The sequence below is a fragment of the Rhodosalinus sp. FB01 genome, from assembly GCF_041365715.1.
Classification (GTDB): Bacteria; Pseudomonadota; Alphaproteobacteria; order Rhodobacterales; family Rhodobacteraceae; genus Rhodosalinus.
The window spans coordinates 152,980-172,691 of record NZ_JBGFSH010000007.1; the positions used below are offsets into that span (position 1 = coordinate 152,980).

The following is a 19,712-nucleotide window of genomic DNA, read 5'->3' on the forward strand; positions in this document are numbered from 1 at the left end:
CGGGCGCGACAGGAGGATGTGGTGACGAAACGATCAAACATGACACGGCGCGGCCTGCTCGGCGCCGGAGCGGCAGGCATCGCGGCCTCGGCGCTGGGGCTTTCGACGCGCCGGGCGATGGCGCAGGACCGGGTGGCGCTGCAATTGTCGTGGCTGCATTCCGCGCAGTTCGCGGGCAGCTACATCGCGCAGGACCGCGGATGGTGGGCCGAGGAAGGGCTGGAGGTCGCACTTCTGCCCGGCGGACCGAACGCCCCGGTCGAACCGCCCGTGATCTCGGGCGCGGCGCTCGGCGGCATTTCCGCCGCAGATTACGCCGCCGCGGCGGTCGAACAGGGCGCGCCCTTCCGCATTCTCGGCGTCGCGATGCAGAAGAACCCCTTCGTCGTCGCCTCGCTGCCCGGCAACCCGGTGAACGCGCCGGGGGATCTCATCGGCAAGCGAATCGGCANAGATTACACCGCCGCGGCGGTCGAACAGGGCGCGCCCTTCCGCATTCTCGGCGTCGCGATGCAGAAGAACCCCTTCGTCGTCGCCTCGCTGCCCGGCAACCCGGTGAACGCGCCGGGGGATCTCATCGGCAAGCGAATCGGCATGGCGCTGGCGAACACGCCCGTCCTGCGCGCGCTCTGCGCGCTGAACGACGTGGACATCGACGCGATCGAGATCGTGCCCACGCAGTATTCCGCCCAGCCCCTGCTGGCCGGGGAGGTCGACTGCCTGCTCTGCTGGGAGACCGACCTGCCGGTTGCCATGGCCGTGCGCGGGATCGACTCGGTCACCATGCTGATGGCCGATCACGGCTACGCCCTGCATTCGCAGACCTACATCGCCACAGAGGACAGCATCGCCAACCGCCGGGACGAGCTCGTGGCGCTGATGCGCGGAGAGGTCCGGGGCTGGGAGGCCTACCGCGAGGACACCGACGCCGCCGCCGAGCTGACCTTGCGGATGCACCCCGACGCGGGGCTCGACCCCGAGACGCAAAGGCTTCAGGCGGCGCGTCAGGTGCCGTTGATGTTCTCGGATCTGACCGACGAGAACGGCTTCGGATGGTGGACCGACGAGACGGTCGCCGCGAATATCGAAACCCTCGCGCTTCTCGGCCGGACGGTCACACCCGAGCTGTGGGACCGCTCGATCCTAGAAGAGGTCCATGGCGGCTGACACCAACCAACCACCCGGCGTGACCTGCACCGGGCTGGCGAAGTCGTGGCCCGGCGGCGTCGAGGCCGTGCGACCCGTCGACATCCGCTTCGCGCCCGGACAGACGACGGCGATGGTCGGCGCCTCGGGCTGCGGCAAGTCCACGCTTCTGCGGATGATCGCCGGGCTGGAGGCGCCGAGCGCGGGCCGCGTCGAGATCGGCGGCCGCCCACCGGCGGAGACCCTGCGCCACGCCGGGCTGTCGGTGGCCTTCCAGGACCCGTCGCTCCTGCCCTGGCGCAGCGTGCGCGGGAACATCGAGTTGGCGCTGTCGCTGGCGCGCCGCCCCGTGGACCAGGCCGCCATCGACCAGCTGATCGCGCTGGTGGGCCTTGACGGTTTCGCGGACACGCGCCCCGCCGAACTCTCGGGCGGGATGCGGCAGCGCGCGGCCATTGCACGCGCGCTGGCCACCGAGCCGCGGCTTCTGCTGCTGGACGAGCCCTTCGGCGCGGTGGACGAGCTGACACGCAAGCAACTCGCCCAGGATCTGCCGCGCCTGTGGGAGGCGCGCGGCACCACCACCATCCTCGTGACCCATTCGGTGACCGAGGCGGTGATGCTGTCGGACCGGGTGGTCGTGCTGTCCCCGCGCCCGGCGGAGATCGTGGCCGACATCGCGGTCGACCTCGCCCGGCCACGCGCCCCCGAAGACGCCCGCCATCCCGCCTTCGTCGCGCTGGTCGACGAGGTCTTCGCCGCGCTTTCACAGGGCGCGGCGCTGCGCGACCGGCCGCTCGCGGCGCAATGAGCGGGCTGGCGCAGCCGGCCGCCGCGACGGGCGCGGGGAGCGTGCGCCTGACCGGCCTCGGTCTCGGCCTTGTCCTCGCGGGGTGGGAGCTGTCGGCCCACGCGCTGTCGGGCGCCTTTGTCCTCGCCGCACCGTCGGAGGTCATCGCCTATCTGATCGCCAATCGCGGGCTGATGCTCCGCGCGCTCGGCGAGACGCTCGGCAACGCGGCCGCAGGCTTCGTGCTCGGCAATCTCGCCGCGCTGCTGCTTGCCAGCATCGCGCTGGCCTGGCCGCGCAGCCAGCGCCTGGTGACCGGGGTCGCGCTCGTGGTGTTCTGCCTGCCCCTGGTGGCCACGGGACCGATCCTGCGCGTGATCTTCGGGCCCGGGAACGGGCCGCAGATCGTGCTGGCCGCGCTCGCCGTCTACTACACCACGCTGGTCCCGCTGCTGGTGGGGCTGCGCGCTGCGCCGGCGAGCTGGTTCGACCTCGTGGCGAGCTACGGGCGGGGACGGATTGCGACCCTCGTCCATGTCCGGCTGATGGCGTCGCTGCCCTATCTCTTCGCCGGTCTTCAGATCGCCGCGCCCGCCGCCTTCCTCGGCGCGATGGGGGGCGAATTCACCGGCGCCGAGCGCGGCCTCGGGGTCCGGACGACCCGCGCGATGCGCGCGCTCGACGTGGAGATGACCTGGGCGACCGCCACGCTTGCGACGGCCGTCTCGGTGCTGGCCTACCTCGCCATCGGGGCGCTCGCCCGACATGCGCTGAAGGACGCGCCGCCGATCATCCTGGCCCCGCCGCGGGCCGAGACGGCGGCCGATGCGGGCCCCGTCCGCCTGCTCGCGCGGGTGGCCGGCGTGTCGCTCGCGATCCTGGGCCTCTGGTGGGGCGCCATCGCGCTCTTCGGGCCGAACCCGTTCTTCGCGAAAGACCCCGGCGACGTGCTTGCGGCGCTGATCACCGCGCCCGACGCCGCGGCCACCCGCGCGACGCTCGGCGCGGCGATGGCGGAAACGGCGGTGTTCCTGCTGCCCGGATACGCCGCCGGGCTCGCCGCGGGCGCGGGGCTCGCGATTCTCTTCGTGCTGGTTCCGGCCGTCGCGGGCACCGTCATGCCGCTCGCCATCGCGCTGCGATCCGTGCCGATCGTCACCACCGCGCCGCTCATCGTCCTGTTCCTCGGGCGCGGCGCGCTGGGCACCATCGTGCTGGTCGCGGTGATGGTGTTCTTTCCCACCCTCGTGGCGTGCCTGCACGGGCTGCGGCAGGCGCCCGGGCAGGTGATCGACGTGCTCGACAGCTACGGCGCCGGGCAATGGCAGCGCCTGCTGCGGGTCCGGCTGCCCGCGATGCTGCCCGCCTTCTTCGCCGCCGCGCGGATGGGCGTGCCGGCCTCGGTCCTCGCGGTAACGGTGGTGGAATGGCTCGCCACCGGCAAGGGCGTGGGCAGCCTCATGGCGCTGTCGGCCTCGCTGTCGGACTACACCATGCTCTGGATCACGGTGCTGGTCGTCACCGGGTTCTCGGCGCTCGGCTATGCCGGGGTCGGCCGGCTGGAGACGCGCGTGCTGCGTGTCTACGCCCCCGAGCAGCTGGCATGAGCCCGCGCGCCGCCGCCTTCGCCATTCCCGGCGACATCACGACGCTGACGGGTGGCTACATCTACGAGCGCCGGCTTCTCGAAGGGCTGCGCGCCCAGGGCCGCGACGTGGCCCATCTGGCCCTCGGGCCCTCGTTTCCCGATCCGACGCCCGGGGACATGGCCGACGCCGCCGCGCGCCTCGCCGCCATCGCGCCGGACCGCCCGCTGATCCTCGACGGGCTGGTCTTCGGCGCGATCGACACCGGGGCGATTCGCGAGGTGCGCGCGCCCGTGGTCGCGATGATCCATCATCCGCTCGCCCTGGAAAGCGGGCTGGAGCCGCGCCGGCGCGCGCATCTTTACCGGACGGAGCGCGACAACCTCGCGCTTGCCGCCCATGTCCTGGTGCCGAGCCCCCACACCGCCGCGACGCTGCAGGCGGATTACGGCGTTGCCCCCGACCGCATCACCATCGCCCGCCCGGGCACCGACCGCCCGGCCGGGCGGCGGGCGCCGACCGATCCGCCGCTCATTCTTTCGGTGGGCATCCAGCACCCGCGCAAGGGGCACGACATCCTCCTCGGGGCGCTGGCCGGGCTGACCGCGCGCGACTGGCACTGCGTGATCGTGGGCGCGCCGCACGACGCGGCCCATTCGGAAGAGCTTGCCCGGCTGCGCGAGACCCTCGGTCTCGCCGGGCGGGTGCGGATCGCCGGGCGGGTCTCGGCAGAGGCGCTGTCGCGGCTTTACGGGGAAGCGTCGATCTTCGCGCTCGCCACCCGGTACGAGGGGCACGGGATCGTCTTCGACGAGGCGATGGCGCACGGGCTGCCCATCGTCTCCTGCCGCACCGGCGCGGTGCCGGACACGGTGGCCAAGAACGCGGGACTTCTGGTGCCGCCGGACGATGCCGCAGCGTTCGCGGCGGCCCTCGACCGGCTTCTGGGCGACCCGAAGCTGCGCACGGACACCGCGCGCGCCGCGCAGGCCGCCGGAGCGGCGCTGCCCGGCTGGGACGACACCGCGCGGGTGGCGGGCCTGGTCCTCGACGGTCTTGCCCCGGGGCGCGACCACCCGTAGGCGCGGCCGCCGCTTTTCGCTCACGCCACGGCGCCGACCGGGGCGCATCACGGGCGGCGCTCGCGCCTTGCGCCGAAACCGGCTTAAATGGCCCGCGAATCCTGCCTGCGGCGCCGCGCCGGGCCAGGCCGACGGGGGGACGATGACGCCCGAGATCGCAATTGTCCTCCTGCTTCTGGTGGCGGCGATGGTCCTTTTCGCGACGGAGTTGGTCTCGCCCGACGTCACGGCGCTGGGATTGCTCACGGCCCTCGTCGCAAGCGGGATCCTCGCGCCGGCGGACGCCTATACGGGGTTCGGCAGCGAAATCATCATCGTGCTGGCGTCGGTCATGGTGCTGGCGGGATCGGTCGCGAAATCGGGGGTGATGGAATGGCTGGGAAAATTCGCGCATGACCTTGGAAAGGGCAACGAGCGGCTATCGATACTCACGCTGCTGTCCATGTCCGCGGGCAGTTCCGCCCTTCTGAGCAACACCAACACGACCGCGATGCTGATGCCCGCGGCGATCGAGACGGCCCGGCGCACCGGGATCAGCGCGAGCCGGGTCCTGATGCCGCTGGCCTTCGCCTCGATGCTCGGCGGATCGGCGACGCTGATCGGCACCTCGGCCAACCTCGCGGGCAGCGGCATGGCATCAAGGCTCGGGCTGGAGCCCTTCTCGCTTTTCGAGTTCGCCGCGGTGGGCGCCGTTCTGTCGGTGACCGGGCTGCTGTGGCTGGCGATGACGGGGCATTGGCTTCTGCCTGCGCGGAGGTCCGTCGAGACCGCGCGAAACGCCGAACCGCGACGGTTCTTCACCACGCTCGGCCTTCCCGAAGGCTCCTCGGCCATCGACGAGGCCATCGGAAACCTCGATTTCGACGGGCTCGACACGGACCTGCTGTCCGTCGTTCGCGATCGCGAAAGGCGCGATCCGCACCATTCCCGCAAGCTGCGCGCGGGCGACGAGCTGATCATCCGGACCACGCGGGACGGTCTGATGAAGCTTAGGAAATCCTCCGATTTCACGCTGGAGCCCGACAGCCACTTCTCCGAACGATACGGCGGCGACGTGACGCCGGTGCTGGTGGAGGCGGTGGTGACGCCGCAGTCCCGGCTGGTCGGGCAGTCGCTCAAGCAGATCGGCTTTTTCGACCGCTACCGCGGCATCGTGCTGGCCGTCTACCGGCGCGAGCGGAGCCGCCCGGCCCGGATCGAGAACCTGCGGCTGCGCTCGGGCGACGTGCTTCTGCTTCAGGGCCCGGAACGGCACATGGCGTCGCTGCGGGGCGATCCGGATCTTAAGGTCCTCACCCGTGTCGAGACGCCGGTCGTCACGCCGCGCGAAGGCACCAGGGCGCTCGCGGCCATGGCGGTGGCGATCCTCGTCAGCGCCCTGGGCCTTGCGCCCCTGTCGCTCGCGTTCCTCGTGGCGGTGCTCTTCGTGATCCTGGCCGGCAACATCGCCATGTCGGAAGCCTACAGGTTCATCGAATGGCGGCTCATCGTGCTCATCGCGGCAATGTCGGGCTTCGGGCTCGCGATGGAGGAAAGCGGCGCGGCGGCCTACCTCGCCGATATCGTCGTGCGGTGGAGCGCGCCCGTCGGACCGTTCGCGGCGATGGCCGGCTTCAGCCTGCTGACCGTCTTGCTGACCCAGCCGATGTCCAACGCGGCCGCCGCGCTGACGGTGATCCCGGTCGCGGTGGCGGCCGCCGACGGGCTGGGGCTCGACCCGCGGATGCTGGCGATTCTCGTGACGCTGTCCGCCTCGGTGTCGTTCATCTCGCCGCTGGAGCCGGCCTGCCTGCTGGTCTACGACGCCGGACGCTACAGGTTCTTCGATTACGCCCGTGCCGGCGCGCCGCTGACGCTGATCTGCGTGACGGTGCTGCTCGTCCTCGTGCCGATGATCTGGTGAGGACCGGAATCCGTCGCGCTGCGCGGGCGGGAACGCGCGGTGGCACAAGAAAAGGCCCGACCTGTCCTGCCGCACTCCTTGCGAAAGGACCGCCGCTCCCGGTGGGCGTTTTCCGGGCTTTTTCCGGCCGGTGCGCCAAATCGGGCGATTTCATGGCCATTCGCCACCGCATGTGATATCGAATGCACTGAATGTCAGGAACCGTGCGACGCGCTCACCGAACGGAGCGTGCGGCCACATGCGCCCCGACCGTGACCCGCCGATGCCATCGGGACCTTCCGGAGAGATGCGAATGACCAGGAAGACCCCGGCCGGAAAGAGCCCGCTTGCGATGCCGCGCTGGGACATTGCGGATCCGCAGGCGGCGCAGGCGCTGCGCGCCCTGATCGAGGCGACCCGGCGCAACATCCCCGCGGACCGAACGCTGTCGGTCTCCTGCAAGCAGGGCACGGCGATCTGTTTCGTGGTCTCGGGATGGCTGGTCCTGTCGAAGTCCACGATGGAAGGGCATCGCCAGATCATCGACATCCTGCTTCCCGGCGACGTCTTCGATCCGCGATCCGCGGGCGGGGAGCACGCCACGGCGGATCTCTGGGCGCTGACGGATGTCACCCTTTCCTCCATCCCGCGCGGGGACTGGCAGCGGCTTCTCGGCGCGCATGCGGACGCGCACTGGCTCGTGGACGATCTCTTCGCGTTGCGCGATGCGCGCATGGCAGAGCGCATGCTGCGCCTTGGACGGAGCAACGCCGACTGCCGGATCGCCTACGCGCTACTGGAACTCGGGCTGCGCACGTCCACATCGGGCCTCGTCGGGGAAAAGCAGTTCCACATTCCCATGACGCAACAAGTGCTGGGCGATTTCGTCGGGCTGTCCTCGGTCCATGTCTGCCGGACCTTCCGCCGCTTCGAACGGCAGAACATCCTGTCGGTCAGCGACCACATGGACATCGTCGTTCACGATCTCGACGCGCTGGCCGTGATCGCGGAGATCGACCTCGAAGAGCTGCGCAGGGAAGTCACGCACGCGGCCTGATCCGGGCCGGCGCGGCGCTACCGCCTTTCACAGATTTCGCCAAGGGTCTGGCCGGCCAGTTCCTCCGACACGCGCTCGGCGATGTCGCCGAGCGACAGGACACCCGCGAGGCGATCGTCCCGGTCGAGCACCGGAAGCCGGCGGACCTGCCGATCCCCCATGATCTCCGCGGCGCGGGCCACCTCCTCATCGGCGCGGCAGCTTGCCGGATGCCGTGTCATGAACGTGCAGACAAGCGTGTCCTGGGTGGCGTCCCGGGCCAGCGCGAAGGCGATGTCGCGATCCGTGACGATCCCCACCAGTATGTCCTCGCCCACCACGGGAAGCGCGCCGATGTCGTTCTCGCGCATGAGGCCGAGGGCGGTGCGGATCGACCCCCACGGGGAGATCGCGACCACGGGGCGCGACATGATCTCGCGAACCTTCATGGCAGGAAACGACACCCCGCACGCCGCGTTGCCCACGCGGCCAGCCGCCTCGGGATGCGGATGCCGCGCGGCAGTGGTGCGCGATGCCGGGGGCCGCGCTTTACGTCAGGATATGGCTCGATGCCCATGCCCGTCTCGCTTCGTCTGGGTCAGCTTGAGCGCTCGTCAGTCAAGCAGCCCCGCGCTGCCGCGGTCGTTAACGAGCGTTAATGATCGCGGGCCCCTTTTCGACCATGGTCCGAGGCAGGAGAGACAGGTCCCGGCACGGGCCGGAGAAGGAGCCGACATGGATCGCCTGAGTATCGTCGTGACGCTCTTGACGGGGCCCGTCCTCGTGGGCGGGCTGGTGATCACGGTGCTGTCCCTCGGTTTCTACAGCTGGATCCCGATCGCGGCCGCCGTCGTCGCGGGGCTGCTTCTGACCTGGCCGGCCGCCTACGCGATCTCGCGCCGGATCAAGCGCAAGGATCCGCACTGGAACGTCCGGAGCGGCAAGCCGGGCAGCGGCAAGCCCACCGACACCGACTTTCCCGAAACCTGATCCCCAGATCGGAGCCCCAGATGCCCCTTCCGGAAGTGGTTCCGCGCCACGCCGTCGGCACGCTCGCCGGGACGTTCGGCGAGACGGAGGTCCGCAAGGACGAGGCGAACCGGCCCGACGCCACCGGGGACGGGCTTGCAAAGCGCGCGCCGGCCTTTCGCGAGGACGGCGCGCGCACTGCCGGCCATGCGCCCGGTTTGACCACCGTAGCGACCGGCATGGCCGTGGGCATGCGCGAGATCGCCGAGGACCACCGCCTCCGGCTTGCCGCGCGCCTCGCGCTCGCGCGCGGGCTGGTCGATGGTCGATATGGGCCGGGCCGAGATCGACGAGCCGTCAACCGCCAGCGCCCTCGGGTTGACCGACGACTTCGAACTCTCCGGGAAGACCGTGAACGCCGAGGACGGCGCGATTCTCACCACCCGCCTGATGCACGCCATGAGCCGCGAGAGCGTGGGCCGGGGGCTCGTGACGCTGTGCATCGGCGGCGGGCAGGGCATCGCGCTGCTGCTGGAGAGCGACGCCTGAGCCGCGATGCCAAGCCAGAAGGAAAGGACGACCGATGACGACCGAGAAGAGAGTGGCCCTGGTGACGGGCGGCGTTCAGGGGCTGGGCGCGGCCGCCGCGCGCGCCCTTGCCGAGGGCGGAGCGTCGGTTGCCGCCACGCACCTTGGCGCTGGGGAGCGCGCGGACGCCTTCGCGAAGGAGACGGGCATGCCCGTCTTCGAATGGGACGTGGCCGATTACGACGCCTGCGCCGAGGGCATCGCGGAGGTGGAAGAGGCACTGGGCCCGATCGACATCCTCGTGAACAATGCGGGCGTGAACCGGGACACGATGTTCCACAAGATGGACCGCGAGGATTGGGACGCCGTCATGCGGGTCGATCTGGGATCCATGTTCAACGTCACACGCCAGGTGATCGAAGGCATGCGGGAGCGCGGCTTCGGTCGGATCATCAACATCTCGTCGGTGAACGCGGCGCGGGGCCAGGCGGGCCAGACCAACTACTGCGCGGCCAAGGCGGGCGTCGAGGGTTTCACCCGCGCGCTCGCGCGCGAGACGGCCGGCAAGGGCATCACGGTCAACGCGATCGCCCCGGGCTATGCCGACACGCCGATGGTGGGCGCCATGCCCGACGATATCCTGGACGGCATCGTGGACATGATCCCGCTCTCGCGGCTCGCCGAACCGCCGGAAATCGGGCGCTGCGTGAGGTTCCTCGCCTCCGATGACGCGGGGTTCATCACCGGGACCACTCTTGCCGTGAACGGCGGGCTCCGGATGGGGTAGACCGGGGCGCGACCGGCCCGGAAAAACGCGGCGGCGAAGGTTCGAAAGGAGCAGTCATGCCCGACACCAAGCACGAGACCCCCCGTTCCGCCAAGGCGGAGAAGGCCCGGAAGCCTGACGCGGACGAGGCGCAGGCCGGCCAGTCCACGCCGCGCGAGGCGCGCAGCGGCCTCGACGCCGAGCCGCCCGAAATCGTCCATACCTCGCCGCTCGAGGCGCCCGACCGGTACAGCACCAAGAGCCTCGACCGGGCCGCCAACGCGCATCTGGCGCGCTTCACCCTCGGTGTGTCGCCCTATGGCCTCGCCTCCACCTTCTTCACGTGGTGGACCCACCTTGCCGGATCGCCCGGAAAGCAGGTCCAGCTGGCCGAGAAGGCCGCGCGCAAGGCGATGCGCTTCGGCGTCTACGCGGGCCAGCTCGCCCGGGATCCCGGCGCGGAGCCCTGCATCGAGCCCCTGCCCCACGACCACCGCTTCGAGGACGAGGGCTGGACGCGCTGGCCCTACAACGCCATCTACCAGGCTTTCCTGCTGAACCAGCAATGGTGGTACAACGCGGCCTGCGACATCGACGGCGTGACCCCCCGCCAGGAGCAGGTGGTCTCGTTCGTCACCCGGCAGATACTCGACATGATGTCGCCGTCGAATTTCGTGGCGACCAATCCCGAGGTCGCGGCGGCGACGTTCCGCGAAGGCGGCGCCAATCTCGTGCGCGGCGCCGAGCACTTCCTGGAAGACTGGGAGCGCGCGATCTCGGGCAAGCTGCCCGTGGGCACCGAGGACTACCTGCCGGGGCGCGACGTCGCCGTCACGCCCGGCAAGGTCGTCTACCGCAACCGGCTTCTGGAACTGATCCAGTACGCGCCGCAGACGGACAAGGTGAAGGCCGAACCGCTGCTGATCGTCCCGGCCTGGATCATGAAATACTACATCCTCGATCTCAGCCCGCACAACTCGCTGGTGAAATACCTCGTCGAGCAGGGGTTCACGGTCTTCATGGTGTCGTGGCGCAACCCCACGGCCGAGGATCGCGACAAGGGGATGGACGACTATTTCGACGCCGTGGCCGAGGCGATGGACGCGGTGGGCGCGATCGTGCCGGACCGCAAGATCCACGGTGTCGGCTACTGCCTCGGCGGCACGCTGATGGCGGCCAAGGCGGCGCAGATGGCGCGCGACGGCGACGACAGGCTGGCCTCGCTGACGCTCTTCGCCACGCAGACCGATTTCGAGGAGCCGGGAGAACTTCAGCTCTTCGTCAGCGAAAGCGAGGTCGCGTTTCTCGAGAACATGATGTGGGACCAGGGCTATCTCGACACCAAGCAGATGGCCGGGGCGTTCCAGTTGCTGCGCTCGGCGGACCTGATCTGGTCGCGCTACGTCCACGAGTACCTGATGGGGCGCCGGCAGGAGATGTTCGACCTGATGGCGTGGAACGCCGACGCCACGCGGATGCCCTACCGGATGCAGAGCGAGTACCTGCGCAAGATCTTCCTGGGCAACGAACTCGCGGAAGGCAAGTACCGGCTGAACGGCAAGCCCGTGACGGTCGGCGACATCCACGCGCCGATCTTCTGCGTCTCGACCACGTCGGATCACGTCGCGCCCTGGCAATCGGTCTACAAGCTGCACCTGCTTGCCGACACGCAGCTCACCTTCGTGCTGACAAATGGCGGCCACAACGCCGGCATCATCAGCGAGCCCGGCCATGACGGCCGGGAGTACCGGATACGCACCACCGAGGACGGGGAACCCTATCTCTCGCCCGAGGCGTGGCAGGCGTCGGCGGAACGGCAGGAGGGCTCCTGGTGGCCCGCGCTGACCGCGTGGCTCGGCGAACGCTCCTCGAAGGAGGTGGCGCCGCCCGCCATGGGCACCACGTCGGGCCGCTATCGCCCGATCGAGGAGGCGCCCGGCGCCTACGTGTTCCAGCGCTGAGGCGCGGCGGCATGGGGGCGCGGCGCGAAGGGCTCGCGCCCGGCCCGCCGAAACCTCCCAGCTCGTCGCGCGGCAAGACGCGGGCACGGGCCCGCACGCGGCGCGAGCACCCGGACATGGGCCGGAAAGACCAGCGATGCGTGCCGGCACGGACGGCGCGGCGCCCTGCCCGGCCGCGCGATGTCCATTGAAGAAATCCGGGGACACCCCGTCGCATGGTGTTGACCCGCCGGCGCAGCGAAACATGTGCGCCCGACACCGGCAACCGGATACGGCAGAGAGATGCATCGCCCCATCGCCACACGCGCCCATGGGCTGGAACGCCTGGAAAACTTCGTGCCAGCCATGGGCCGGCGCTACGCCAACGGGCGCAACCATGACCGGGGGCCCGGCCGGCACAAGGACGTCTCCGTCCTGTCGCCCTATGTCCGGCGCAGGCTCGTCACCGAAGAAGAGGTCGCGGCCGCCGCGCTGGCCGCCCACGGCCCCGAGAACGCCGAGAAATTCGTCCAGGAAGTGATCTGGCGCGGCTATTTCAAGGGCTGGCTGGAACGCCGGCCCCAGGCCTGGACCCGCTATGCCGAGGGCGTCCGGGCCGATCTGGAGACCCTCGATCTCGACCGCCGCCTCCGGCGCGACGTGGGCCGCGCCGAGGAGGGGCGGACCGGGCTGGCCTGTTTCGACGCCTGGGCCGAGGAACTGGTCGAGACCGGGTATCTGCACAACCACGCGCGGATGTGGTTCGCCTCGATCTGGATCTTCACGCTGGAACTGCCCTGGCGTCTGGGCGCCGACTTCTTCTACCGCCACCTGCTCGACGGGGATGCGGCCTCGAACACGCTGGGCTGGCGCTGGGTGGCGGGGCTGCACACGCGCGGCAAGCCCTACCGCGCGCAGGCCTGGAACATCGCCAAGTTCACCGGCGGCCGCTTCACCCCGCGCGAGCGCGATCTGGCAGAGGTGACCGAGGGCCTTGAGGCGGAAGAGCCCGACGGGCTGCCCCCGGTCCAGCCGCTGCGGGAGGTCGCTGAACCCGACGCGCACGCGCCCGCCGCGCTTCTGATCACCGACGAGGATTGCCGCGTCGAGGAGTTCGACCTCGCCGGTCTCGACATCCGCGGCACCGCCACGCTGTCGGCCAGCAACCTGCGCTCGCCCCGGCCCGTGGCGGAGGCCGTCGCGCGGTTCGAGGCCGATGCGCTCGCCGACGCGGCGGCCCGGGCGGGCGTCTCGCCCGCCAGATTGCGCGCCGATCACCCGGATCTTCTCGCTCGCTGGGCGGCCGAGGCGGGGGCCACGCAGATCGTCACGCCCTATGTGACGCGCGGTCCGCTGCATGACTGGCTGATGGAGGCGCGGCCGGCGCTCGAGGCGCGTGGCATCGCGATCCGCGAGTGGCGCCGCGATTGGGACAGCGCGATCTGGCCCCACGCGACCGCCGGGTTCTTCAAGGTCAAGAAGAAGATCCCGCAGATCCTCGAACGGACGGTCGAGGCATGATGGACGTGGCAATCGTGGGGGCCGGAATCGCCGGCATCGCCTGTGCGCGGCGGCTTGCCGGGGCGGGGCTGGTGCCGGTGCTGTTCGACAAGGGGCGCGGCATCGGCGGGCGGGTCGCCACCCGGCGCGCCGACGGGCTGCAATTCGACCACGGCGCGCAGTACGTCACGGCGCGCGGGGATGCCTTTGCCGCGGTGCTCGACGCGGCTGAAACCCGCGAGGCTGTGGCGCGCTGGCAGGACGGCTCCGGGCGCGCCCACCTCGTCGGCACGCCCGGCATGTCGTCGCTCGCCAAGGCGCTCGCACAGGGTCTCGAGGTGCGCCAGCGGGCCGAGGTCACGGCCCTGCGCCCGGACGAGGGCGCGTGGATGCTGCGCGTGGGCGACGCCTGGCACCGGGCCGCCCGCGTCGTTGTGACCGTCCCCGCGCCGCAAGTGGCGGGACTGCTGGGTGCGGATCATCCGCTGGTCGCGCCGCTGGCCGCCGTCGGGTTCGCCCCCTCCCTGACGCTCATGGCGGCGCTGAGCGCGCCCGCCCCCTTCGTCACGCGGTGCGACCCGGATGATCCGCTCTCCTGGATTTCCCAGGACAGCAGCAAACCGGGCCGCCCCGCATCGGACGCGGTGGCGTGGGTCGCGCAGGCGGGTGCCGCGTTCAGCCGGCGCCACCTCGAAGACGACCCGGACGATATCGCCGCGGCGATGCTGCCCCTGCTCTGCGACAGGCTGGGCACTGCGCCCGACCGCGCGGTCCACGCCGCGGCGCATCGCTGGCGCTACGCCCACGTCACCGCGCCGCTCGGCCAGCCCTGCCTCGCGGCAGCGGATGGCACGCTTTGCCTTGCAGGAGACTGGTGCCTCGGCCCGCGCGTCGAGGCGGCCTGGACCAGCGGCACCGCCGCCGCCGACACCCTGCTGGAGCGCATGCCATGACCGATGACCCCCGGATCGCCCGGCTGCTCGCCCTGATCGGTTCCGCGCTGCGTCCACCGCCGGGCGCCGGGCGCATCGCCCTCGCGCTCGGGCTGGGGCTGCTCTGCCACACGCTTTTCGCGGCGGCCGTGCTGGCGATGATCGCCGCCATGTTCTTCGGGCTGAGCGAAAGCTTCGGCACCGTCCCGTGGCCCTGGGCGCTGCTGGCCAACGCGGCACTGATCGCCCAGTTTCCGCTTGCCCATTCGTTCCTGCTGACCGGTCCGGGCGGGCGTTGGCTGACGCGGCTGATCCCCGGCCCGCACGGCGCGACGCTCGCCACCACCACCTATGCCATCATCGCCTCGGCGCAGCTGCTGGCGCTCTTCGCGCTCTGGACACCTTCGGGCATCGTCTGGTGGCGGGCCGAGGGCGCGGCGTTCTGGGCGATCTGCGCGGCCTATGCCGCAAGCTGGCTGTTGCTGATCAAGGCAAGCTTCGACGCCGGTGCGGAGGTGCAGTCGGGCGCGCTGGGATGGATGTCGCTGATGGCGCGGATCCGTCCGGTCTTTCCCGACATGCCGACGCAGGGCCTGTTCCGCGTGATACGGCAGCCGATCTACGTGGCGTTCGCGCTCACGCTCTGGACGGTGCCGGTCTGGACGCCAGACCAGCTCGCCCTCGCCGTCAGCTACACCGCCTATTGCCTGCTGGCCCCGCGCCTGAAGGAACGGCGCTTCGCCGCGCGCTACGGCGACCGGTTCGCGCGGTACCGCGCCTCCGTGCCCTATGTGGTGCCGCGGCCCAGACCGACACGGGACAATGCCGATGCGAAATGACCTGACGATCTACGACGCCGTGGCCGACCGATGGTGGTCGGACGAGGTGCGCTGGGTGCGCACGCTCAAGAATCTCGTGCCGGGGCGTCTGAAATGGTTCGACCGGCATATCGACTGGGCGGGAAAGGACGTGCTGGACCTGGGATGCGCCGGCGGCTTCATGGCGGAGGCGATGGCCGGGCGCGGCGCGCGGGTCACCGGGATCGACCCCGCCGCCGAGGCGGTGGAGGCCGCGCGCCGCCACGCGGACGCCCGGGGGCTCGGGATCCGCTACGATGTCGGCGTGGGCGAGGCCCTGCCATACGACGACGCGGCCTTCGATGCCGTGGTCTGCGTCGACGTGCTCGAACATGTGGCCGACCTCGACCGGGTGCTCTCGGAGGTGGCGCGCGTGCTGCGTCCGGGCGGGCTCTTTCTCTACGACACGATCAACCGCAACCCGCTGGCGCGGTTCGCGACCATCACCGTGGCCGAGGATCTGCTGCGCCTTCTGCCGCGCGGGACGCACGATCCCGCGATGTTCATCAAGCCGCGGGAGCTTTCGCGCGCGATGGAGGGCGCGGGCCTCGCGCCGGGGCTGATGACCGGCCTCGGGCCGCGCGGCATCGACCGCCGCCTGGACCTGACCTTCGGGCCCCTGCCCCTCACCGCGATCCTCTACATGGGCCTCGCCCGGCGGCCCGCCCTCGCAAGCGGAGATGTCTCATGCTGACCGCGGCGCTTCTCGCCACCGCGCTTCTTTTCGGGGGCATGGTGCTTTATTCTTTCGGTTTCGCGGCCTTCCTGTTCACCGCCCTGCCGCCGGACGTGGCCGGCACGACGATCCGGCGCGCCTTTCCACTGTTCTATCTTTTCGTCATGGGCGTCGCCGCGGCGGCGGCCGCGCTCGCGTGGCCCGTCGACCCGCTTGCGGCCGGGCTGCTCGCGCTGGTCGCGGCCACGACGCTGCCCACGCGGCAGGTCCTGATGCCGGCCATCAACCGCGCCACCGACACGGGCGCGAAGGCGCGCTTCAAGTGGCTGCACGGGCTTTCCGTCGTCATCACCCTCGCCCATATCGTGATCGCGGCCTATGTCCTGGCGCGCTTCGCCGGCGGAGGGCTCGCATGACCGGCCTGCCGCGTGAGAACGTCCAGTCCTACCCGCGCCCGCCGGCGCTGGAGCCCGTGCCGCAGCGGGTGACGGTCCGGCTTGGGGGCGTGACGGTTGCCGACACGACCCACGCGCTTCGGGTGCTCGAGACCCATCACGCGCCCACCTACTACCTGCCGCCCGAGGATATCGGCGCCACGCTGCGCCCGGTAGGCGGCGCCACGTTCTGCGAGTGGAAGGGCGCGGCGCGCTATTTCGACGTGCTCGCCGGTGCGACGACTGCACCGCGTGCCGCCTGGAGCTACGACCACCCCACCGCCGGTTTCGCGCCGCTTGCGGGGTTCGTGGCCTTCTACGCGGGGCTGATGGACGAGGCGTGGGTCGGGGGCGTGCGCGTCCTGCCCCAGCCGGGGGATTTCTACGGCGGGTGGGTCACTCCCAACCTCGAGGGCCGCATCAAGGGCGCGCACGGCACCCGGCACTGGTAGCGACACGCGCGCGGACCGGAAGACGCCAGGGCCCAATCCCTTCAAGGTCGGACACGCGCACCGCGTAACCATCCATCGCGGAATTGTCGAACGGCGGTAACGCGGACCTCGCCAGCGCCGCTTGATCGAGGATGCGCCCGGCTGCGCCGGCGAGCGATATCCTTTAAATTGCGCGGATTGGTGCCGCAGCAACCAACGCCCGCAACTGCGCAGCCTCGACTGTCAGCGGCGTTTCGGATCGCCCCGCAGAGCAGGCGCTATCTTGAGGACTCATGGCAGCCTCTTTGTCGCAAACTCGAAAAGTCCGCCCCAGGGGAATTCCGGGGCGGATCAATTCTTTCAGATGAGGCTCAGAGCTTGTATTCCTTGGACTTGAAGGAAATCCCTCGCGCCACCATCGGCGTGTCGCTGATCTTGCGGATATCCGCCCAAGTCTGCTTGTAGACCGGGATCACCAGCTCGTTCACGCCCGGCCCCACGATGTTGCCCTGTGTGCCGCGCGGGCTGCCGAAGAGCATGAAGGTCTCCCCACGTTTGGCCGTCTCCGTCGGATAGGCCATGGCCTGCGTGGCGCCGTTGTCGTTGAACACCTCGACAACGTCGCCGGCCGTGATGCCCTTCTCGGCCATGTCGTCGGGATGCATTTCGATGAAAGGATAGGGCCAGCGATCGAGAACGAAGTCGTTCTCCTGGTCGAGGAACCAGTTCTGCCAGTTCAGGTTCGACCGGCCGTTGTTGATGAAGAAGGGAAACTTATCCATCTCCACGGCCTTGCCGGGCGTGACCTGTCCGCGCCACGGCCCCGCCATGAACCGCGCGCGGCCATCATCGGTCGAGAACGTTCCATCGCCATAGAGTCTCGGTGTGCCGATGATGCGATCGGCGTCGTCCACGCCCTGCGGCGGTTCCTGGAAGCCGTTGGTGCCCATGGCCCGAAGGCGATCGTAGGTCACGTCCGGGTGGCGAGCCTGGTAGCCGTCTATGAAGGCATCCTCCTCGGTCTGCCAGTCGTAGCCCGTGAACTGATCGGCATAGGCGTCATAGCCCATCTCGCGCAGGACGCGCTCCATGTTCTGCGCGATTCCAGCCGCGATCAGGCAGTCCGGCTTGGCGTTGCCCGGCGGGTCCATGTATTTCTCCGCCAGACGCATCCGCCGTTCGCCGTTCATCGAAGTGAGGTTCATCTCGCCCTGCTGCGCGCTCGGCAGCACGACATGGGCCTGCTTGCCCATTTCATTGTGGATGATCTCGACGTTGACGGCGAACAGGCCGCCCTCCTGGATCGCGCCAAAGATAGCCTCAACAAGCTCTTCCCGCGTGCCTCCGGCGGCGGCGTCCATGGCGTCCTTCACCATGTTGGTGCGCCGTTTCCAGACGCGCTTGAACTCGGTCGCGTTGAGCGTGGTGCGATACTGGTTGCAATCCCAGATATGGTGCACGCCGCCCTCACCGTTGATCAGGAGCTGGTCGACATAGGCCGCCGGCCGGCCGACATGGCTCTCGTCGGGGCGGACATAGCCCTCCTGGTGGCCGCCCATCCGCACGCATCCGCCGCCCATCTGGCCGATGTTGTGCGTTGCCAGCGAGATATTCACGATCCCGCCGTTGGTGCGGTAGTTGTCGTTGTTCCAGATGATCCCCTTTTCGTAGCCGATCATCGTGCGGCGGCGGCTGCCATCCTCTTTCGGCTGTGCGATCCACTCGGCTGCCTTGCGGATGTCCTCGGCGGGAACGCCACAGATCTCCGCGGCCTCGTCGAGAGACAAGCGGTTCGCGTCAACCGCATCTTCGAAGCTCGACAGATGGCCTGGCCGCCCGTCCGCCGCGCCGCGCGCGGGGAAGAGCGGCGGGCGATCCTCTGCCTCGCGCAGCGTGTGCGCCTCGATGAAGTCCATGTCGTGCCAGCCCTGTTCGACGATATGGGTGAAGATCGCGTTGGCCAGCGCCAGGTCCGTACCCGAATTGATCGGAAGGTGCAGCACGTTGTCCGGGCCCGCCGCTTGCTCGGCCGCGTTGACCGAGACGGTCCGCCGGGGATCGACGAATATGATGCGCGCCGGTGGGTGCGCCTCGTCCGGCATCAGCTCTTCCTTGCGGGATTGCGTGACGCCCTGAAGGTTCGGGATCCAGTGGTTGAGGAAATAGTTCGTCTGGCATTCCAGAGGGTTGCAGCCCCAGGCCACGAGGGTATCTGCGAGGCCGGCATCCTCGTAGGCATTGTTCAACTCGCCTATCCCCATGTCCCGCGTGGCGTGCACCTCGGAGTTGTAGGCCGGGCGGTTGTGGATGCGGACGTTCTTGACCTTCATCGACCCGAAGTAGAGCTTGCCCGTCCCCCAGGTGTTCTCGTAGCCGCCGCCCGAGCCGCCATGGTCGAACATCGAGACGATCAGATCGTCCTCGCCGTTCTCGACGATGATACGGGCCGTCACCCGCGCGACGAGGTCGTAGGCGTCGTCCCAGCTCGTGGGCTGGTAACTGCCGTAGCGCCAGACCAGCGGATCGGTCAGCCGGTGCTGCTGGGTGCCGGTGACGGTGGAGGGGTGGTTCTCGGCCATGCGGGCCCCGCGAACGGAGCCGAGCCCGGAATTGACCACGCAATTCACATCCGGTTTCACCACGAGGTGGACGTCGCGACCGTCCTTCTTGACGATGTTGTACATCGACGGAGAGTACCATGCCTCGGCGTCCTGGAACTGCTGTTCGGACAGGTCCACACCGAACTTGTTCTGGTTCGGCGCCGTGCCGCCCTGCTTGTTCATGGGCCAGGTGTAGGCCTTGTAGCCGCAGCCGACGATGCAGTAGTGACACACGGCATTGTGCTCCGTCGCGTCTGCGGGGATGATCGGCAGACGGTCGATTTGCCTCTTGTAAGCCATTGAAATTCCTCCCTCAAAGCACGTTGGACAGGCGGCCGTAGATCAGCTCGTCGACGCCCTCGGCATGGATGTCGCCCTCGTCGTCCACGCGCAGCACGAATTGCGGCAGGTTGTTGGTGGCATGGCCCCAGACCTGCTGCCCGCCGGCTTCAGCATCGAAGCGCGAATAGTGGCCGGGGCAGTTGAACGTCCGGTCCTCGCCGTTGTACTGCAGGAACCACCCCTTGTGCGGGCATGGCCTGCCCCCTGAAAAGTGG

The 19,712-nt window shown here is 69.6% G+C and carries 20 protein-coding genes; 16 read left to right on the plus strand and 4 right to left on the minus strand.

Annotated features, from left to right (window positions below):
- Positions 1-39 precede the first annotated feature (39 nt).
- From AB6A65_RS12000 to AB6A65_RS12025, 6 genes are all read left to right on the plus strand, one after another.
- The gene (locus tag AB6A65_RS12000) at positions 40-1,167 is read left to right on the plus strand and encodes an ABC transporter substrate-binding protein (protein WP_371038647.1); all 1,128 of its coding nucleotides are present in this window, start codon (positions 40-42) and stop codon (positions 1,165-1,167) included.
- The gene (locus AB6A65_RS12005; protein ID WP_371038627.1) at positions 1,157-1,957 is read left to right on the plus strand and encodes an ABC transporter ATP-binding protein; all 801 of its coding nucleotides are present in this window, start codon (positions 1,157-1,159) and stop codon (positions 1,955-1,957) included. Before AB6A65_RS12000 ends, AB6A65_RS12005 begins: the two co-directional genes overlap by 11 nt.
- Positions 1,954-3,543 carry an ABC transporter permease gene (locus AB6A65_RS12010; protein ID WP_371038628.1) on the plus strand — a complete coding sequence of 530 codons (1,590 nt, stop codon included), beginning with the start codon at positions 1,954-1,956 and terminating at the stop codon, positions 3,541-3,543. The genes AB6A65_RS12005 and AB6A65_RS12010 overlap by 4 nt, the downstream gene beginning before the upstream one ends.
- Complete coding sequence (locus AB6A65_RS12015; protein WP_371038629.1) at positions 3,540-4,604, plus strand: glycosyltransferase family 4 protein; 1,065 nt, start codon at positions 3,540-3,542, stop codon at positions 4,602-4,604. Before AB6A65_RS12010 ends, AB6A65_RS12015 begins: the two co-directional genes overlap by 4 nt.
- Positions 4,605-4,746: 142 nt before the next feature.
- A complete protein-coding gene (locus tag AB6A65_RS12020; RefSeq protein ID WP_371038630.1) occupies positions 4,747-6,507 on the plus strand; it encodes an SLC13 family permease in 1,761 nt (586 codons plus the stop codon).
- Between the two features lie 292 nt (positions 6,508-6,799).
- A complete protein-coding gene (locus AB6A65_RS12025; protein ID WP_371038631.1) occupies positions 6,800-7,543 on the plus strand; it encodes a Crp/Fnr family transcriptional regulator in 744 nt (247 codons plus the stop codon).
- Between the two features lie 17 nt (positions 7,544-7,560).
- Here AB6A65_RS12025 and AB6A65_RS12030 read toward each other — a convergent pair whose 3' ends face one another.
- Positions 7,561-7,971 carry a CBS domain-containing protein gene (locus AB6A65_RS12030; protein WP_371038632.1) on the minus strand — a complete coding sequence of 137 codons (411 nt, stop codon included), beginning with the start codon at positions 7,969-7,971 and terminating at the stop codon, positions 7,561-7,563.
- Positions 7,972-8,257: 286 nt separating this feature from the next.
- On the opposite strand from AB6A65_RS12030, the gene AB6A65_RS12035 reads away from it, so the two are divergent.
- The 10 genes from AB6A65_RS12035 (at position 8,258) to AB6A65_RS12080 (ending at position 16,576) form a co-directional block, all read left to right on the plus strand.
- Entirely contained in the window at positions 8,258-8,512 is a 255-nt protein-coding gene (locus tag AB6A65_RS12035) for a hypothetical protein (protein ID WP_371038633.1), read from the plus strand.
- Between the two features lie 264 nt (positions 8,513-8,776).
- The gene (locus AB6A65_RS12040; protein WP_371038634.1) at positions 8,777-9,040 is read left to right on the plus strand and encodes a hypothetical protein; all 264 of its coding nucleotides are present in this window, start codon (positions 8,777-8,779) and stop codon (positions 9,038-9,040) included.
- A 34-nt stretch (positions 9,041-9,074) separates the two neighbouring features.
- Positions 9,075-9,806 (plus strand): acetoacetyl-CoA reductase, encoded by a 732-nt coding sequence (gene phbB, locus AB6A65_RS12045; protein WP_371038635.1) that lies wholly within the window; start codon positions 9,075-9,077, stop codon positions 9,804-9,806.
- A gap of 56 nt (positions 9,807-9,862) precedes the next feature.
- Complete coding sequence (locus AB6A65_RS12050; RefSeq protein WP_371038636.1) at positions 9,863-11,746, plus strand: PHA/PHB synthase family protein; 1,884 nt, start codon at positions 9,863-9,865, stop codon at positions 11,744-11,746.
- A gap of 282 nt (positions 11,747-12,028) precedes the next feature.
- Positions 12,029-13,246: an FAD-binding domain-containing protein gene (locus tag AB6A65_RS12055; RefSeq protein WP_371038637.1), complete on the plus strand. Its 1,218-nt coding sequence runs from the start codon at positions 12,029-12,031 to the stop codon at positions 13,244-13,246.
- Positions 13,243-14,178 (plus strand): NAD(P)/FAD-dependent oxidoreductase, encoded by a 936-nt coding sequence (locus tag AB6A65_RS12060; RefSeq protein ID WP_371038638.1) that lies wholly within the window; start codon positions 13,243-13,245, stop codon positions 14,176-14,178. Before AB6A65_RS12055 ends, AB6A65_RS12060 begins: the two co-directional genes overlap by 4 nt.
- Positions 14,175-14,996, plus strand: coding sequence for an isoprenylcysteine carboxylmethyltransferase family protein (locus AB6A65_RS12065; protein WP_371038639.1), 822 nt, complete (start codon positions 14,175-14,177; stop codon positions 14,994-14,996). Before AB6A65_RS12060 ends, AB6A65_RS12065 begins: the two co-directional genes overlap by 4 nt.
- Positions 14,986-15,708: a bifunctional 2-polyprenyl-6-hydroxyphenol methylase/3-demethylubiquinol 3-O-methyltransferase UbiG gene (ubiG, locus tag AB6A65_RS12070; protein ID WP_371038640.1), complete on the plus strand. Its 723-nt coding sequence runs from the start codon at positions 14,986-14,988 to the stop codon at positions 15,706-15,708. Before AB6A65_RS12065 ends, ubiG begins: the two co-directional genes overlap by 11 nt.
- A complete protein-coding gene (locus AB6A65_RS12075) occupies positions 15,702-16,106 on the plus strand; it encodes a DUF4149 domain-containing protein (protein WP_371038641.1) in 405 nt (134 codons plus the stop codon). The genes ubiG and AB6A65_RS12075 overlap by 7 nt, the downstream gene beginning before the upstream one ends.
- Positions 16,103-16,576, plus strand: coding sequence for a DUF427 domain-containing protein (locus AB6A65_RS12080; protein WP_371038642.1), 474 nt, complete (start codon positions 16,103-16,105; stop codon positions 16,574-16,576). The genes AB6A65_RS12075 and AB6A65_RS12080 overlap by 4 nt, the downstream gene beginning before the upstream one ends.
- Here the strand turns inward: AB6A65_RS12080 and AB6A65_RS12085 are convergent.
- The 3 genes from AB6A65_RS12085 to AB6A65_RS12095 form a co-directional block, all read right to left on the minus strand.
- Positions 16,545-16,736, minus strand: coding sequence for a hypothetical protein (locus AB6A65_RS12085; protein ID WP_371038648.1), 192 nt, complete (start codon positions 16,734-16,736; stop codon positions 16,545-16,547). The genes AB6A65_RS12080 and AB6A65_RS12085 overlap by 32 nt on opposite strands.
- Before the next feature lie 190 nt (positions 16,737-16,926).
- A complete protein-coding gene (locus AB6A65_RS12090) occupies positions 16,927-19,455 on the minus strand; it encodes an arsenate reductase (azurin) large subunit (RefSeq protein WP_371038643.1) in 2,529 nt (842 codons plus the stop codon).
- A gap of 13 nt (positions 19,456-19,468) precedes the next feature.
- A partial coding sequence (locus AB6A65_RS12095) for an arsenate reductase (azurin) small subunit (protein ID WP_371038644.1) occupies positions 19,469-19,712 on the minus strand: 244 nt, incomplete at its 5' end.